Annotated in this window: 11 protein-coding genes; 9 read left to right on the top strand and 2 right to left on the bottom strand. The window is 67.2% G+C overall.

Annotation, left to right across the window (positions count from 1 at the left end; all coding sequences use genetic code 11):
* Positions 1–110: 110 nt before the first annotated feature.
* A complete protein-coding gene (locus JNUCC0626_RS10190; RefSeq protein WP_394619443.1) occupies positions 111–782 on the bottom strand; it encodes an AIM24 family protein in 672 nt (223 codons plus the stop codon).
* Between the two features lie 19 nt (positions 783–801).
* Complete coding sequence (locus tag JNUCC0626_RS10185; protein ID WP_394619442.1) at positions 802–2181, bottom strand: DUF2867 domain-containing protein; 1380 nt, start codon at positions 2179–2181, stop codon at positions 802–804.
* A 170-nt stretch (positions 2182–2351) separates the two neighbouring features.
* On the opposite strand from JNUCC0626_RS10185, the gene JNUCC0626_RS10180 reads away from it, so the two are divergent.
* The 9 genes from JNUCC0626_RS10180 to JNUCC0626_RS10140 all read left to right on the top strand — a co-directional run bounded on the left by JNUCC0626_RS10180 (position 2352) and on the right by JNUCC0626_RS10140 (position 17212).
* Positions 2352–2849, top strand: a complete 498-nt coding sequence (locus JNUCC0626_RS10180; protein ID WP_394619441.1) for a hypothetical protein — start codon at positions 2352–2354, stop codon at positions 2847–2849.
* 199 nt (positions 2850–3048) lie between these two features.
* On the top strand, positions 3049–4428 hold the full coding sequence (locus tag JNUCC0626_RS10175) for a hypothetical protein (RefSeq protein ID WP_394622005.1): 1380 nt from the start codon (positions 3049–3051) through the stop codon (positions 4426–4428).
* Positions 4425–5792, top strand: a complete 1368-nt coding sequence (locus tag JNUCC0626_RS10170) for a VWA domain-containing protein (protein WP_394619440.1) — start codon at positions 4425–4427, stop codon at positions 5790–5792. The genes JNUCC0626_RS10175 and JNUCC0626_RS10170 overlap by 4 nt, the downstream gene beginning before the upstream one ends.
* A gap of 43 nt (positions 5793–5835) precedes the next feature.
* Positions 5836–6948: an AAA family ATPase gene (locus JNUCC0626_RS10165; RefSeq protein ID WP_394619439.1), complete on the top strand. Its 1113-nt coding sequence runs from the start codon at positions 5836–5838 to the stop codon at positions 6946–6948.
* Complete coding sequence (locus tag JNUCC0626_RS10160; protein ID WP_394619438.1) at positions 6945–9680, top strand: DUF5682 family protein; 2736 nt, start codon at positions 6945–6947, stop codon at positions 9678–9680. The genes JNUCC0626_RS10165 and JNUCC0626_RS10160 overlap by 4 nt, the downstream gene beginning before the upstream one ends.
* A 658-nt stretch (positions 9681–10338) precedes the next feature.
* Positions 10339–10731 carry a hypothetical protein gene (locus JNUCC0626_RS10155; protein ID WP_394619437.1) on the top strand — a complete coding sequence of 131 codons (393 nt, stop codon included), beginning with the start codon at positions 10339–10341 and terminating at the stop codon, positions 10729–10731.
* Positions 10732–10739: 8 nt separating this feature from the next.
* Complete coding sequence (locus JNUCC0626_RS10150) at positions 10740–11669, top strand: hypothetical protein (RefSeq protein ID WP_394619436.1); 930 nt, start codon at positions 10740–10742, stop codon at positions 11667–11669.
* Positions 11670–11733: 64 nt separating this feature from the next.
* The gene (locus JNUCC0626_RS10145; RefSeq protein WP_394619435.1) at positions 11734–16434 is read left to right on the top strand and encodes a trypsin-like peptidase domain-containing protein; all 4701 of its coding nucleotides are present in this window, start codon (positions 11734–11736) and stop codon (positions 16432–16434) included.
* A complete protein-coding gene (locus tag JNUCC0626_RS10140) occupies positions 16397–17212 on the top strand; it encodes a peptide deformylase (protein ID WP_394619434.1) in 816 nt (271 codons plus the stop codon). The genes JNUCC0626_RS10145 and JNUCC0626_RS10140 overlap by 38 nt, the downstream gene beginning before the upstream one ends.
* Positions 17213–17401: the final 189 nt, after the last annotated feature.

Raw genomic sequence — 17401 nt, 5'->3', positions numbered from 1 at the left:
GCCGGTGCGATCCACGATCCCGTGATCACTTACCCGCCCGGATCGGCGTCAAACGCTGCCGGGGAACCGGTCTCGGCGATCTCGGTCACCGAGACCGGCACCCGTTGCTGCTACTGCGCGGTCGGGATCGGATGTCCCTCGGACGCCTGCACGACGACGATGCCCTGACCCGTCAGGGCGAGCTGGTAGGCCTCACCCGAGCCGCGGCCGATGACAGCACCGATCTTGGCGGTCTTCTTGATGGAGGACTGCAGCGAGGTCGACCACAGCACGGCCGACTGCATGTCGACGTACGTGGGCACGTCGACGTTCAAAACGACCGGCGTGCCGTAGGCGGTGACGGCGAGCGCACCAGTGCCGGTGAACGTGGTGTTGAACAGGCCGCCGCTGAGCATCGACGCGCCCTCGGTGCGGTTGATGTCCCACGTGAGGGTGCTGTCGAACGCGAGCACGTTCTTGCCGTTGACCGTGACGCTCTCGTTCTCCAGGTAGAGCACGAAGATCTCGTCGGCGTCCTGGGCGAGGAACACGTCGCCGCTGCCCGACACCTTCATCAGCGACATGCCCTCACCGGTGAAGGCCTTCTTGAACAGCTTGCCGAGGCCGCCCGCGCCTTCGTAGGCGAAGTCGACGTCGCCCTGGTAGGCGACCATCGATCCCTGCTTGGCGAAGAAGAAGCCGCCACTGCCCGTGAGGTCGACCTTGAGCATGCGTTCGTTCTGCAGTTGGAAGCTTCCGGGCTCGACAGGCCGTTCCGCGTGGTTGAACAGTGAGCTGCGCATGCGCAGATCATGCAGGTGATCACCGGCTCGTGCACGCCGTTCGGACGATTCCGCGCGCCATCATCGCGAACACGATGTCGTGCAACGGTTTCTGCGCCATCCAGTACAGCTGCCCCATCAGGCCGTCAGCGGCGAACGTGACCTTCTGCCGGTAGCGGGTGCGGTCGTCGTGGCGGTCCACACGCATGTCCAGCACCGTGTGGCCGGGCATCTTCATGTCGGCCTTGAGCACGAGACGTTTCGCGTCGTCGTCGCGGTGCACGACGGTCCAGAAGTCCACGACGTCACCCTCGTCGATCTTCGGCGCGCGCCCGCGGTAGAGGCCGCTGCCACCGAGCAGGTGGTCGATCGCGCCGCGGACCGTCCACACGAGAGGGAGGGTGTGCCAGCCGTCGTCCCCGCCCAGATCGGTGACGGTGCGCCAGACGTCTTCCGGGGACGCGTCGGTGAGCACCGTGCGTTCCTCGGCGTACATCTCCCCGCCGGTCTGCTCCGGTTCGTTCGTGATCGCGGCGCGGATGGCGTTGTCGATGCTGGTCAGGCCGTGCGGGGGCGCGGGCAGGACGTCGGTGGCGGGTGGGCCGTCCGGGACGAGGTCGAGGTCCAACGACGCGAACAACGGCTCGGCGACGGTCGCCGACACCGGCGTGACCAGCCCCGCGACCTGCGCGGCGAGCTTGTGCGACCACACCGGCGCGGGCAGCGGCACGCGGACCGGCAGCTTCAGCACCCGTGCGCATCGTTGGACGAGCTCCACGTAGCTGAGCCGCTCCGGCCCAAGCACGTCGAACACACCGTCGAGTGGTTCGGTCTCGGCTGCGGCGGTCAGGAAGTGCACGACGTCCGCGACCGCGACCGGCCTGCTGGTGTTGTGCATCCACTGCGGCACCGGCACCCACGGCGTGAGCGTTGCCGTGGACTTCAGCAGTTCGAAGCTGGCCGATCCGTCGCCGATGATCATCGACGCCTGGAGGACGAGCGTGGGAACGCCGGTGGCGGCCAGCGCGTCGCCGACCTCGGCCCGTGAGGCGAGATGAGGGGACAGGGTCGTCTTGGGCTGAGGCCCGCCGACGTAGACGATCTGCCCGACTTCTGCTTCCTCGGCGGCGGACGCGACCGTGGTGGCGGCTTCGCGATCGATGCCGGCGAAGCCGCGTTGGTCGAGCGAGTGCACGAGGAAGTACACAACGTCGTTGCCTGCCAATGCTTCTCTGACCGCCCGTGCGTCCGTCACGTCGCCGACGTGCACCATCACGTTCGTGGGGAACCGCGTCGCCTGAGCGCCGTCACGGATCAGCACGGCCACCTGGTGCCCTTGGGCGACGAGCGCCGGCACCAGCCGCGACCCGAGGTGTCCGGTCGCGCCCAGCACGATGCACCGCTTCTCGTTGGACTTCACCCGCGCAGCATGCCCGCTTTCGGTCGATCGCAATCGTCCGTTCGCATCACCGGGCGTGTCGCGACCTGCGACTTCTGTGGATCTTCAAAAATTGTCAGACCCCCTCGCTAACGTCTCACCCGTACCGCCACTGCGGCGGGTCCACCGGCTCGGGGCAAGGAGAGGAATCGTTGTCAGACTGGGAAAGCGCGAGCACGGCGAGGGTGTTGCCACCCGCCCGCCCGCGCAAGCTCGCCAAGGTGCCGTTCGTGGAACTGGCGGACGGCCGCCTGCAGGGGGTGGTGTCCAGCGGCTCGGACATCGAACGGGTCTACGTCTCCTCGATCGCCGCGGGCACGTACGAGTTCGCCTGCAGCACCAACAACAATCGGCCGTGCGGCGGCGCCCGTGGTTCGTTCTGCAACCACATCTACGCGCTGATCTCCGAGTCCGTCCTGCAGTACGGAGTGGACCGGGTGGCGCGTTACCTTCGCGTCGAAGGCGCCGACCTGGACGCCCCGGCCCTGCAGTCGCTGATGCTGGCCACCCGACCGTCGCAGGCGGACAGTGCCGCCGCCGCACAGGTCTTCAGCCGCTTCCTGCGCCACCTGGCCTTTGTGGAGCTTCCGCCGACCACGTCGCCGTTGCCCGAGCTGCAGTGGTTCCCGCCGACCAGGTCGGTGGTGTGATGCGCGGACGTGCAGACCGTTCCAGCCGACCGGGCGGCGCCAGGCGTGCCGACTCCTTCCGCACGGCGTACCGAGGCGGTGGCGTGATGTGCGCCGGCGCTCGCACCGGTTCTGCCGGCACCGCTCACCAAGGTGGTGGCGTGCTGCGTGCCGACGCTCGGCCCAACCCCATCGACACAGCTGACGAGGTGATGGCGTGATGCGCGCTGACCTGCTCACCGACCCCCTCGACGGAGTCGACGAGGCCCTGGCCGCCGTGGCCGCCCTCGACCAGGCCCTCACCACCGGCCTCCTGCGCCCCCAACCGGCCCAGGCAGCCGGTCTGGCCGCACTGGCCGACGCCGTCTCCGCGTCTCCCTTGGCGTCCAAGGTGGCCGAAGCGGCCGACAAGGCAGCCGCAGGCGCCGCAGGCGAGGAGCACTTCCTCTTCCTCGCCGCCGCCAGGATCGCCCTGTTCGGCTCCGTCCACGACGCCCTGATGGCCCGTGTCGACCAGGCCACCAGCCGAACCCAGCAGGACTGGACCGCCCCACCCGCAGACCCGAGCAAGCCCGAGAACCTCGTGCTGGCCGCCCGCTCCTGGCTGGCCGACGTCGCCCGCGCCGGCTGGCAGGGCATCGACCACGACCTGGTCTCCGGCGCCGAACCGGTGATCTCCGCCCTCCTGCCGCACCCGCGCCTGCGCCGCCTCGCCGCGCTGCTGGACGGGTTCGCCGCCGAACTGGCCGCCTCGTGCCCCGGCTCGGCGCTCGACCGGATCCCGGCCCGCCGCTGGGGCGACCTGTGGTCCCGCGCGCTGCTGCTGACGGTGCCGGGGTCGACCGACGCGCCCACGAGCACGGTCACCGGCCGGTTGCTGCCGCTGGGCGTCGACCTGCACGAGCACGCGACGGCCGCGCAGGCCCAGGTGCACGCGGTGTTCGAACCGGTGGGCGGCACGCCGTTCCTGGTGCGCGCCAGCGTGTCCGCGCCCAAGCCGGACACCATCATCGGCGTCGGCGTCTGGCAGATCCTGCGCCCGCACATGTCGTTGCTGACGGCCGTGAGCGAGGGCAGGTCCGTCGAGCTGACGGACATGCCGATCACCGCCGAGGGCGACCTGCTGTGGCAGGACGACCACGCGAAGCTCGGCGAGCCCGCCGACCCGTTCGTCACCGCCCGGGTCGTGCTGCCGACCGCGAGCACGCCGCCGACGGCTCCGCTCGACCGGCACCCGGCGCGCATCGCCGTGCCGGTGTTCCTGGAGGGCTACGCGGCCGAGCAAACCGATGACGCGCTGACGTTCGCGATCGGCGGGAGCCCGGTCGGCGTGGACACCGACCGCGTGCCGGCCGGACCGCTCACGCCGGAGGCCGTCGCGGGCTCGAACGCCTGCATCGGGTTGCTGCGCTGGGACGCGGGCGCGTTCCGGGTGCAGCCGCTCGCCGTGGAGACCACCGCCCGCAAGAAGACGGTGGCGCTGCACGCCGGTGCGTGGGCCGGGGGAGCGGTGGACAAGGTCGGCGTGAAGGCCGAGAAGGCCGCCACCGACGCCGCGACCGTGCTGCGCGAACGCGCGGGAAGGTTGCTGCGCAAATGACGGACGCCCAGGAGAACCGCCGCCAGGTCCTGTACTGGCGCCTGCTGTCGAGGCTCTTCGACCACGAGGAGCAGGCCGCGCTGGAGTCGGCGAGCCTCGCCGTGCTCCAGGACATCGGCCTGCCCCCGGCCCTGCTCGACCAGCACGCCGGCGTCGACTCGATCGTGCAGCGGCACCCCGAACTCGCCGCCGAGATCGACGGCGTCATGGTTCCGCAGCAGCAGGAACAGCGCGACAAGGCGGCCGAGGTGCGCCGGGCAGCGCTGGTGTCCAAGGTACTGCTCAACGTCTTCGCCACCGGCTCCGGCACGGTCAGCGCCGGACAGCTGGCGCGCTGGCAGTCCGACGCGGGCTGGCTCGAACGCGCGCTCGGTTGTCAGCCGGGGCAGCTGCGCGGCGGCAACGGCACGCAGGCGTCCGGCACCGGCACCGGTGTCGGCTCGGGCACCCCGGACCTGAGCACCCTGATCCCGCAGATCGGCCCCGAACTCGGTGCTCTGGAAGCGGATCTGGTCAAGCGCATGCACCTGCGCGAGGTGCTCGCGGACCCGGCGCTCGCCGCCCAGCTCACGCCGAGCATGTCGCTGATCGAGCAGTTGCTGCGGGACAAGGACAACCTGTCGGGTGTCGCGCTGGCCAACGCCAAGTCGCTCATCCGCCGGTTCGTCGACGAGGTGGCCGAGGTGCTGCGCACCCAGGTGCAGAAGGCGACGGCCGGTGCGCTGGACCGGTCGGTGCCGCCCAAGCGGGTGTTCCGCAACCTCGACCTCGACCGCACGATCTGGAAGAACCTCACCAACTGGAGCCCGGAGGAGGAGCGGCTCTACGTCGACCGCCTTTACTACAAGCACACCGCTCGGAAAACCACGCCGCAGCGGCTGATCGCGGTGGTGGACCAGTCCGGGTCGATGGTCGACTCGATGGTCAACTGCACGATCCTGGCGTCCATCTTCGCCGGGCTGCCCAAGGTCGACGTGCACCTGATCGCCTACGACACCAGGGCTTTGGACCTCACGCCGTGGGTCGCCGATCCGTTCGAGACGCTGCTGCGCACCCAGCTCGGCGGCGGCACGGACGGCACGGTCGCGATGGCGCTCGCCCAGCCGAAGATCGCCGAACCGCGCAACACCGTGGTCGTGTGGATCTCGGACTTCTACGAGTGGCAGTGCGAGCCGCTCTTCGAGTCGATGGCCGCGATCCACCGCTCCGGAGCCAAGTTCATCCCGGTCGGCTCGGTGACCAGCGCCGGCCGCGGCAGCGTGAACCCGTGGTTCCGCGAGCGGTTCAAGGACCTGGGCACACCGGTGATCTCCGGCCACGTCCGCAAGCTCGTGCACGAGCTGAAGACCTTCCTCACCATCTGACTTTCCCCACCTCCCCGACACCCGCGAAAGGCACCACGAACTCATGTCCGACCTGTTGCGCGCCCCCGCCGAGCTCAAGTACGCCGAGGAACTCGACTGGCTGGAGTCGATCGACGACAACCCCAAGCCGTTCTCGTGGCGGTTGTCGCCGAAGATGATCCGCCTGTTCGTGCTCGGCGCCGAGCGCTCCGACGGCCTCGACCGCGAGGTCGCGCAGAAGTGGTTCGGCGACCGCAGCATCGTCGAGCGGGCCATCGTCACGCTGGCGTCCGACCGCGGCCTGCTGCTCATCGGCGACCCCGGCACCGGCAAGAGCTGGCTCGCCGAACTGCTCGCCGCCGCGATCTCGCGCAACTCCACCCAGGTGGTGCAGGGCACCGCGGGTACCACCGAGGACCACATCAAGTACTCGTGGAACGTGTCGATGGTGATCGCCAAGGGCCAGTCCCGGCAGTCCATGATCCCGTCGCCGATCATGAACGCGATGGAGTCCGGCACCATCGGCCGGTTCGAGGAGCTCACCCGCTCCACCAGTGACGTGCAGGACGCGCTGATCTCGATCCTGTCCGAGAAGTACATCTCCGTGCCCGAGCTCGACTCAGACAACATCGTGTTCGCGAAGCCGGGCTTCTCGGTCATCGCCACCGCGAACAGCCGCGACCGGGGCGTCAACGACCTGTCGTCTGCGTTGAAGCGGCGCTTCAACTTCGTGCGCATCCCGGTGGTGACGAACAAGAAGAGCGAGGCCGAGATCGTCCGGTTCCGCACCGAGGAACTGCTGCGCCGCCACCAGATCGAGCTCGACGTGCCGCCGACCCTGCTGGACGTGCTGCTGCGCAGCTTCGCCGACCTGCGCGCGGCGTCGGAGTCGGCGGGCAGCGACGACGAGAAGCTCGAGTCCGCGCTGTCCACCGCCGAGCAGATCGGCGTGCTCGAGGACGCCATCCTGCACAGCAACTTCTTCGGCGAACGGCAGCTGACCGCCCGCGCGCTCGGCTCGTCGCTGGTGGGCTCGCTGTCGCGGCGCGCGCCGGAAGACCTGGCGATCATGAACAAGTACCTGCACGGCGTCGTCGAGCCGCGGGGCAAGGACGAGGGCGGCGAGTGGCCCGAGTTCCTCGCGGGCGGGCGTGACACGATCGCCACCCTCTCGTGAGCTTCGAGTCGCTGCGCACGCAGCTGCACGAGGCGGCGACGACGTTCGCCGACGGGCCGGGTGCCCTGGAGGGCATCCTGCTCGGCATGGTCGACGACGTCGACCGGGCGGTGCACGAACCGCTGGAGATCTTCCCGGTCTGCCACCACTCGCCGTCCTCCGCCGTCGCCATGGCCCGGCGGCTGCGGGACAAGCAGCCCAAGGTGATCTACCTGGAGCTGTGCGAGGACATGGCACCGCTGCTCACCGAGCTGCGCAACTGCCGTCTTCCCGTTGCGGTGCAGGCGTTCTCCAGCGAGATCGAGGGGTTCCCGGCGGAGTGGGCACCGCTGTCGGTGGTCGCCCCGATCACCGAGGCGTCGGCGGAGTACCAGGCGATCGCGTACGCCCTGGACACCCCGGACGTCGAGCTGGTGCTGGCCGACCGCTCCACCGACCACGTCTTCCAGTGGCAGACGCCGGAGACCAAGCACACCGACGGCGAGGAAGCGCTGCACGGCGACGCGGTGGGCGTGGAGATCGGCGACCTGCGCCCGCGCTTCGCCGAGCTCGAAGAGCACCTGCTGCACCACGGCAAGGTGCGGCACTGGTCGGAGTGGTGGCACCAGTACGTCGAACTGCCGCTGGGCGACAGCGACCACGACACCTACCGCCAGGTGATGTTCCTGATCGGCAGCCTGTTCCGCAGGCTCGCCCCCGGCGACCCGCGCCGGGTGCGCATCGACGAGGACCGCGAGCGCTACATGTGGACCCGGATGCGCGAACACCTGGAAGCCACCGGCACGGACCCGGCCGACTGCCTGTACGTGTGCGGCGCGTTCCACGCGGCCAGCAGGGTCGCCGAGTTCGGCGTCGACGGCACCGGCGGCTTCGTGATCACCCCGCGCAGCGCGACGAAGTGGCAGCACGGCCTCATCCCGTCGAGCCACGCGGCGATCGAGGCCCAGTTCGACCTGGCCCCGGGCTCGGTGTCCATCGCGGCCACCGAATACGCCAAGAACCTGCGCCGCACCAAGGTGAAGCCGTTCCAGCTGGCAGGCCAAGCGGGCGCGAAGAAGAAGCCGGCGAAGCAACCGGCACCACCCGCCCCGGTAGCCGAGCTCGAAGCCTCCGACCAGCTGACCGGCTTCCTGCAACGCCCACCGATCCTGGACCGCCTCGACGAGGCGGAACTCCTGGGCTGGTCGGTGGACATCGTCAGAGCGGCCCGCCGCAACGGCTACCTGGCCTCCACGGCCGACGCCATCGCGGTGTTCGAGACGTCGATCCTCCTGGCAGGCATGCGGGACCGGGCACGCCCCACCCCGTACGACTTCCAGGACGCCGCCGTCACGTGCATCGAGAAGGACGTGGTCCCGGGCCGCCGCGACGTCCGCCGCCTGGTGGAGATCATGATGGGCGGCGACCGCATAGGCCAGGTCGGCTACGACGCCCTCCCACCCCTGGCCAGGGACGTGCACGACCGCCTGGCCCCGCTCAACCTGAAACTCCAGCAACGAGGCGTCCAACGAGCCCTGCTCGACATAGCCGGCACCCCAGAACTGGAACCTTGCTCCAACCTCCTCTGGATGCTGCGCTACCTGATGCCACAAGGCGCCGCCCGCCCGATCATGGGCGAGCGCAAGCTGGGCGAACGCCCCATCCAGGAATCCTGGGACCTGGCGCTCGGCACCCACCAGCGAGCCCTGATCGAACTGGGCTACGAGGGCGTGAGCGTGGAACAGGTGGTGGAACAACGCCTCCGCCGCAGCGCAAACGACCCCCAAGCCACCACGGCAAAGGTGCTCGAAGCGGTAGAGGACGCCATCCGCTACCTCCACAGCCCAAGGCTCTCCAACGAACTGGGCACCAAAGCACTAGAAGTCCTGTCCAGCGAACGCACGGTAGACGGTGCCCCAGAAGTCCTACGCCGCACCCGCCGCCTGCTCGCGTACTACCGCACCAACGAACCAGAGCTACCACAGTGGATCGAGTCGTTCGTCCAAACCGGCTACGCCCACTACTGCACCCTGCTCCCCACAGCGTTCACCGACGAGGAAGCAGGCGCCAACCAGGTAGCCGCCATGCTGGGCTTCCTGTTCAGCATGGAATCCCTGGCCCTCTCCCTGGGCTGCGACCGAACCCAGCTGGAACTGGCAGTAGCCCAGTCCCACCCACAAGAACCGTCCAAAGTGGCCCTGCTCTGGGCCGCCCAGGTCCACCTGGGCAACCTCACCAGAGCAGAACTACGCGACCGCTGCACCGCCCTGCTGACAAACCCGCTCTCACTCCCGAGCTACCCGAAGTACCTGAGCGGCTTCGTCCACGCCCTGGACCCAGTCCCGAGCATGGTGGACTTCGTGGTGGAAACGATGTCCAACGCCTTCGCCCACCTCCCAGACCCACTCCTGCTCCCGTGGCTCCCCACCCTGATCGGCACGCTGCGCAACCACAGCGCACAACACGTCCCACTGCTGATCAAGGAAGCGGGCCGCCTCTTCCCGGCCCGCCTACCGGCCCTGGACGAGTGGGTCCCACCGTGGGAACACGAACCAGCAGCCATCGCACCCCGCACCCAGCGAGGCAGCAGCACCGGCTCGACCCTGCTCTCCACCCACCCGGCCACGACCGACGCACTCGCGGCCCTGCTGGGCTGCGAGGGCTCCTGGCAGGCGACACCCGCCGCGGGCGTGGCACTGCTGGTCCGTCACCCGGAGACCGCGGTGGCTCTGGAGGCGCTGCTGACCCCCTGAAACGCCAGCCGATCTCGTCCCCTGTGGGAGTTCGTGCCTACAGAGGACCTGGCCCGTGCTCTCAACGGCAAGCCCACGGTCTTGTGAAGGCAACGAGCGAGCTCCGGCGTCGGTTGATGCGACAGCACGTGCGGGAGCGGGAGTGCGAGTCGAGTCCTGGTCGGTCCCGCGGTCAGCCGCACTGGGACAGGTGCCAGGACGGCCTGCATACAGCGTGGCAAGCTGAAGAGCGGCGCGGAATGTTGAAGGGCGAACGGCCGATGGCTGCTCGCCCTTCAACACTCCAACAGTGCCCCTGGGAATCGTCTCAGCGTGTTCATCCATGACGACTCTTCCAGTGTCGCTGAGCCTGCGCAGATGTGGTTCGCGGCGGAGTGTTCAAGGGACGATTCACGCCGAGATCCGAATCGCCGGGCTTACTGATTCGTGTGAAGAGGTGATGATGGAGGAGGCCGCGGTTGCCTTCGCTTGTCCTTCCACAAGATCAAATCGACTATTGCGCTGAACGTTGTGTCGGTTCGGTAGTTCGTGTGGATCAAGCTCTGTGTGACACTATTCCAAGCGACATAAGAAATTTTCGCCTTCTTGTGACATAAACAGCCGTACTGCTAACGGTCGTGTCCTGGCAAGCGATACCGCCACCATGCAGGACTCAGATTTGATCAAGGTGGCCAAACTGGTCCGCGGTTATCTTCCGGACCTGGTGGATGAGCAGCGAGCCATTGCGCTCGATCGCCGCATAGGTGAGATCGTCGGCCAAGACGCCCCCGATCCGGTGCTGGCGGCCGAACTCCACGCGATGCTCGGCGAGGACGACCCCGTCTTGGAATGGGTCGAGGAAGTGCTTGACGACCCGTGTCTGCTCCCGCCGGGCCTGCCCGGTGCAGGCGTTCGGGATGTCGGTTACGAACCGCTGCTGGGCGGTGGCGCGCCCATCCAGGCTGAGCTCTTCGTCTGCCCAGTCAACGGGGACTTCCTCTGGTACCAGCCTGGAGTCGGAGTGCAGGTGCCTGTCTGCGGTACGCACGGCTGCCGACTCGTGAGGAGCTGACACCCGGAATGCTGACGAAGTTCTGGGAAGCCGCCGGGGGCAAGCTCGCGGATCGCTGGCTGACGGTGTCGGCGCCCGCCTTCCTGTTCTGGTCTGGAGGTGTGCTCGCCTGGGCTCATTCCGCAGGGGGCTGGTCCGGCGCGGAGCCCGTAGTCGCCTGGCTGTCCCATCGGCCCGCAGTGGTCCAGGGCGGGGCGCTACTTGTCGCGCTGGTGCTGGTGGCCGGTTCTGGGGTGGTCGTGGACCGGCTCTCTGGGCCCGCTCTGCGGATCGCTGAGGGCTATTGGCCCGGCTGGGTGTTGAAGGTGTGGTGGAGGCTCGCCCGCGTGGCCGGGAAGCGCACCGAACGACGACAGCGCAGTTGGCAGGCACTGCAACGGCGGATCGCCGACGAGGATCCCGCGTTGCGTCCTGAGGACTTCGCGACGTATCTCCGTCTCGACCGGGCACAACGACGACAGGCGTCGGTGCCATACCGTCGCATGCCGACCAGGATTGGTGCGATCTTGAGGGCAGCGGAAAGCTGGCCGCTGGACAAGTACGGCTTGGAGACTACGGCGGTGTGGCCGCGGTTGTGGCTCCTGTTACCCGAATTGACCCGTGATGAGCTCATTGCGGCTCGCCGTGCCGTTACTGGTGCGGTCGTCGCTGCGTTGTGGGGCCTGCTGTTCACGACGTTCGGCGCCCTCACCCCCTGGGCTGTGCTCGTTGGACTGACCGTGTCCGTGCTTGCGTTGTGCGTGTGGTTGCCGCCCAGGGCCCAAGCTTTCGCCGATCTGCTCGAAGCGGCTTTCGATCTGCATCGATCCCTGCTCTACCAACACCTCCGCTGGCCGTTGCCAGCCAATCCCGCGGGAGAGCAGGAATCCGGCCGGGCGCTGACTGCTTATCTCTGGCGCGGTTCGGACGCGGCCAAACCGAGTTTCGCCAAAGAGTGACAGCACGGGCGGACGGCCGAAAGACGAACGCTTGAATCACGCGGAGGAGAGGGGCCTGAGCACGATGACTGCCGCGTTGGAAGCACAGCTTCGCGACTGCACGATTCTTCTATTCGGTTCCAAAGGAGAGGCGCTGGGGGTGGCGTTCTTCGTCGCCGGTGGACTTGCCCTCACCGCCGCGCACGTCGTGGTGCCCGAACCCGAGCGAATGACGGCACTGTGGATGGGCCACCGCCTGAAATCCTTGTCCGTGGTGTGGGCCTGTCCTGACGAAAAGTCAGCCGAAGGAGCACTGGAACTTCCTGACATCGCTTTGTTGAGGATTGAAGACGACGTGATCGCCGAGCATCCGTGCGTGGAGTTGAGCGACCACATCCCGTCCGGCGAACTCCTGGCTGAGGGCTCGACCAGCGTCCTCACCGGTGCACCAGCACCGGACAGCGCGCGGCTGCGCTTCGAGTCGGTGAGTCCGCACAACGGTTACGTCGTGATCAAGTGCATGGGTGCCAAGGTGGACCCCGGGATGAGCGGCGGTCCGCTCCTCGACCTGACGACGGGGACGGTCGTCGGCATCACGAAGGCGCAACGCCGCGGAGCTGGGCCGTTGGGTGCGTTTGCGCTTAGTGCCGAGGTCATCAAAAGAGAGCATCCCGATCTCTGGACCGCGAACGTCCGTCATGCGCAGGCAGATCGCAGATGGGACTTCGCGCGCCGGTGCGGCGGGAGACGGATCGATCCAGGGGATGCGCTGCGCCGCTATCTGGAGTGGTTGCGTGAGGAGGTCTCTCGCCGGCCGGTGATCACACCGTCGGGGAAGGAACTCGACTCGATCCAGCAGATCCCCACCGTGCGAGCTGTCCATGGCGCCAAGTCCGCGTCCGATGCCGGTATCGCGTCGACCACTCTCGCTGACGTCACTGAATTGTCCGCGACTGATGGCCTGTTCAGGTGGTCGCCGACTCAGGCGCGTTGGCAGACAGTCGTACTCACGGGTATGCCGGGCATGGGGAAGTCCTGTCTGCTCAACGTGCACTGCGACACGCTCGCCATCGACGCTCTGAAGCAACTCGAGTCATCAAGCGTGGACCCGTTTGCGATCTCGGTACCCGTCCTCATCGACTGCGCGACCCTGGGTAGCGCCTTGCCGAGCGTCGTGAACCAGGAGAACGCTGTCGCAGCACTCGCTTCGGCTCTTGTGGTGAAGGCAGACACACACGACGACGCGAAATCGTGGCTGACCGCGGTCATCAGTTCGGCGTACGCGAGCGGCAGGCTGGTGACCTGTCTCGACGCTCTGGACGAGGTGACCGGAAAGGAGCGTCAACGCGTGTTGCATGCACTGACCTCCCTCGCGGCGCACGGAAACAAGCTCCTGGTCACCTCACGTCCGCAACCCCGGTTGCGGGACGAGACGGCCAAGGTCCCAGCGGGCCTGCGCGCCGAGGTGCTCGGATTCTCGCCCGGCCAGGTGTACTCGTTCGCCAAGGCGTGGTTCGGCGATGCCGACAAGCTGACGACCCGGTTCGAGGAAGGGCTGAAGGACCGCGTCGAGCTGCGCGACCTGGCGCGTATCCCGCTGCTGGCTGCCTTCCTGTGTCGGCTTGTCACCGAAGGCAGCAACATCCGTGCGTTGCCTGCGTCGGCTGCCGGTCTCTACCGAGCTGTTGTGTCGGCGGCGTTGTCCGGGTCGTGGCGTGATCCCTCTCAGCGGGCGGTTGACGCTGAGGCCGCACCGGACCCGGAGTTGCGACTGCGGGTGCTGGCCGACGCGATCGGTGCTCTGACCCGGACGTGGCGTTCCCGTCTTGACCGCTTTCCCGTGACCGAGTTGAACCGCGAGCTGACCAAGCACCGCGACTACGATGCGCTGGAGGCTAGTGCATCGGCGCGCCATCGCGCGTGGCAGCGCATTCAGGGCAACTCGCCAGAGCTGCACCAGCGCCCGGTTCTCTGGGAGTACATGTTCGACGGACTGCTGACGTTCGACAGCGGAGACGACGGCGGTCCGATGGCCCGTTTCGTGCACCCGGTGCTAGGCGAGTTCGTGCTCGCCTGCCACGTCGCTGAACTCGACGACGCGGCACTGACCACGACCGTGGACGCGCACCGCTGGTTCGACTCGTCTTGGGACCAGGTGTGGCCCCTCACCGCGGAGCTGATGACCGACCCCGACCGGCTCATCAGGACGGTGCTCGCGTCCTCCGTGGACAGCTGGCGAGAACAGACCTTGCTCGCGTGCAGTTGCCTGCTTGGGGGTAGGGGGCGAATTGACCTGGAACTCACCCGGCAAGTGGTGGGTAAGGTCGCGGAGATGGTGCGTGCGCCTTTGCCGTTTGACCGCGAGCGCGCGTTGGGCAGGATGCGAGAGCTTGTGCGCGCAGACGTCGCCGGAGCGAAGACCGCATCCAGGGATCTACTCACCGATGAGGATCTCCAACGCCGGCCGCGGATCGCAATCACCGCGATGCTGGCCGAGGTCGGCGACGATCAAGGCTTGACGCTCGCCCGCAAAGCAGTCGCCGACCAGTCCGTGGCCGCCAGCCATCGCGGTTGGCTCGCGAACGCGTTGGTGATCGCCCAGGACGATGTCGGACTCGACGCGGTGCGGCAGGCGGTAGGGCAGGCGCGGACCATCGGCGAACTGCGGCGTCTCGTCGCGGCGGTGCCGGTGGAGACCAAGTCAGGAGGTGACCTCGTCCTTACTGTGCTGCGTCAGCACTCGACGCCGATGGTGATCCGTCTGGAGGCCGGTACAGCGCTCATCCGGACGGGTGATCGAGATCGAATTGTCTCGGTCGAGGAGGTTGCCGAGGACAGCAGCCTCACGCCCGTCGAGCTCAGTGCTGCCCTCATCGCGGAGCTGATCGCCATCGGAGAGACCGAGCTCATCCCTCGTGGAATCGCTTTTGTCGAGAACCCGAGCGTTTCCGACGACACCGAAGCACGGTTGGTCGAGAGCCTCATCCGAGCCGGCGAGACGAGTGTGTTGTCACGGGCGATGTCACTGCTCAGGCGGGGCAACGTCAACTGGCAGACCCGGCGGCGAATCGCGCGGACTGTCGCAGAGTTGGGCAGTGCTGGTGTCGAGCAACTCAAAGGGCTCATCGAATCGCCGCTGCCCGTCAATCTGAAGCTGCGCGCACTGGTCGCACTGGTGGAAGTCGGCGAATCCATGGAGGCGGCGAACCGAGTTGTCGCCAGTCCCGGTGCGCCGGCGTGGGTTCGGACGCGGCTCGCGCGGACACTCCTGGAGGTCGGAGGTCTCAGCGTCGAACCTGAGGTTCTGCACTCGTTGGTCGTAGCGCCGGATGATCACGACTTCAAAGAAGAGCTCATCGCGGAAATGGCCAACCGCGACCGGGGAGACCCTGTCGCCGGAGCGATCGAGCTGCTCCTGAACAGAGCGGAGAAGGACAAGAAAGCATACAGCGGGCACTCGAGTTTCATCACCTTGCTGGCGCAGGCAGGGTACGGCGGAGCGGTTGTGCTGCAGCGAATCGCCGAGAACAGCGAGGTCGCGCAGGAGGATCGCGCGCTTGCGATGATCGGTCTCGCCGAGTCGGAGCCTGCAGCGGCAGGTGATGTGGCCAAGCGTCACCTCGCGGACTTCTCTGCGTTCATCAGATCCCGTTTGGTTCTGCTCCTGGCGGAGAAGGGCGTGCACGAGGTGCGCGATGAGGTCGTCGCGTACCTGCCGGTCGACCGAACGGCTGGCACTGCCCTTCACAAGATGTTGTCGACACCGCGAGTCACCTTCTCGATGGTTCAGGACATGCTCAGGTGGGGGACCGTGACGAGTGCGGCTGTTGCTCCGGCCAGTCCATCACGGATCGTGGACGACGCATTCTTGCGAGGATGCGGGCTGACCTGGAACTCCGACACCGCTCGTCAGGCACTTTGCGTACGCATTTACTCAGTGCTGGAGGCGCGCGTCGGGTCGAAAGTCGTCGCGTTCCTGACGTCTGATCAGCTGGAAGAATTCGAAGACCTTGACAACGACGAAGAACGGGCAGAGTTCCTTCAGAACAACGCATCCGGCTATCGTGAACTGGTTGGTGTGCTGGCGGCGGAGCTGCAGCGAGAAATCCAGGTCGATCCTGATCCGGATCCTTCCGAGCCTCCGCCGGAATTCATTCGAGTGGCGTACGTCGCGAACGTTCTCGAGGAGTGGCTCCAGCTCGCGAAAAGAAGGCGCGTAAATGAGTTCAATCAGTTCCTGGCGTTCAATTATGAGGTGATCAACAGCGAGACGGCCCTGGATGTCTTCGAAGTGGCGCACAAATTGGCGGAGGGGAACGAGTTCACCTGGCACGCGCTGCGCTACCTGATGCTTGTCGCGCGAAATGAGGGAGTAGGAGTGGCTCAACAACTCGCTGCGGAACCGGACTACTTGCATGACCGGTTTTGCACCCTGCTTGCGAATGGCCGAGGGGGCGAGTTGTTCAACGCGGGCACGGTTGGCGCGCACTTCGACCCGACAGACCCCTCGGTCTACTTCTACGCCGCACTGGGTGCGGCGATCGAAGGTCGGCACGAGCTGAGCCTTTCGATGATGCGCTACAGCAACTCGCACGCGGACGACGCCCGGCGGGGCCAGGGGCGGGACACCATCCGGCGGGAGGGGGAGCGTTTCGGCTGGTCTTCAGAGATGGTCGAGGAGCTTTGCGCGATTCTCGAGGGCGAAAGCGGCCCAGACGGGGCTCAAACAGACGGAGGGAGTTCCGTCGATGAAGAAGACGACCCGTCGCCCGGCGCGGGCCAGTGACGACGCGGGACGGTGTCCGGACCGGGGCAAACCCTGCCGGCCGGTGAACCACGTCGTGGTGCTGGTTCCCGGCTCGCTTGGGGAGGAGGCCTACTCCGCTTGCGGCTGTGGCAAGCGTTACCCGCTGGCGGATGATGTCAGGCGGAAACTGCGGAAGCTGGCTGCCTGCGAGGCACCGGACGGCGCGAGGTTGCCCGAGATCGACACTTACCTCGGCACTCGCTGGCCTTCCGAGCGGAAACACCAGTTCGCCAAGCCCGGTATTGCCCCTGTCGGCACGCCGGCCCTGCACGTGGCCACACGCCCGGTAGGCGAGCTGACGGTGTGGGCGGGCAGGTTCGGCGATCAGATGTTGTCGGCGATGCGCCGGGCAGGCGGTATCGGACTGGCCGCCAACCAGCTCGACGTGCCGTTGCGCATCCTCGTCCACGGTCTCGCACGGGTCATGTCCCCGGTGCTGGTCAATGCCTGCGTACTGGAAGCGCGCGGTTCCGCTGAGGCGCGCGAGAGCTGTCTCTCACTAGCGCTCGACGGTTCCGCAGCACTGGTGACAAGACCACGCCGGGTTGTCGTGCGCGCCTGGACACCGAGCGGTGCGCTGGTGGTCGTAAGTGCAGACGAGTACCTGGCTCGGGTGCTCCAGCACGAGATCGATCACCTCGACGGCATCGAGTACGTGCAACGGTTGGTGGGCGGCGAGCAGGAACGGGTGTATTGCCTCATGCGCGACCACGGATTGCCTTTGGAGCAGCTGCCCCCGCTCGATCCTGTGAGGTAGCACGCTCCGACCTCGGTCCGCCGAGCTGCGGTGACCGTGCGGCAATAGGTGCTCGACGACATGGTGCGTGTTCTGGGACCCAAGCACCCAGAGGTACTGACAGCCCAGGAAACCTCGCGCACCTGTACCGCCCTGCGGTGCGTGGTGACGACGCGATTGCCGTAGTTGAACGGCTGGCCGCCTAGACCG

Source organism: Lentzea sp. JNUCC 0626, from assembly GCF_043632865.1.
Classification (GTDB): Bacteria; Actinomycetota; Actinomycetes; order Mycobacteriales; family Pseudonocardiaceae; genus Lentzea.
The sequence above is the reverse complement of the archived record's forward strand: the minus strand, read 5'-3'. Positions and strand labels throughout refer to the sequence as shown.

Bases quoted from the DNA above. Each gene is read 5' to 3' on its own strand.
- JNUCC0626_RS10190 (WP_394619443.1), bottom strand. From the start codon at position 782: ATGCGCAGCTCACTGTTCAACCACGCGGAACGGCCTGTCGAGCCCGGA.
- JNUCC0626_RS10175 (WP_394622005.1), top strand. From the start codon at position 3,049: ATGCGCGCTGACCTGCTCACCGACCCCCTCGACGGAGTCGACGAGGCC.
- JNUCC0626_RS10170 (WP_394619440.1), top strand. From the start codon at position 4,425: ATGACGGACGCCCAGGAGAACCGCCGCCAGGTCCTGTACTGGCGCCTG.
- JNUCC0626_RS10165 (WP_394619439.1), top strand. From the start codon at position 5,836: ATGTCCGACCTGTTGCGCGCCCCCGCCGAGCTCAAGTACGCCGAGGAA.
- JNUCC0626_RS10150 (WP_394619436.1), top strand. From the start codon at position 10,740: ATGCTGACGAAGTTCTGGGAAGCCGCCGGGGGCAAGCTCGCGGATCGC.
- JNUCC0626_RS10145 (WP_394619435.1), top strand. From the start codon at position 11,734: ATGACTGCCGCGTTGGAAGCACAGCTTCGCGACTGCACGATTCTTCTA.
- JNUCC0626_RS10140 (WP_394619434.1), top strand. From the start codon at position 16,397: ATGAAGAAGACGACCCGTCGCCCGGCGCGGGCCAGTGACGACGCGGGA.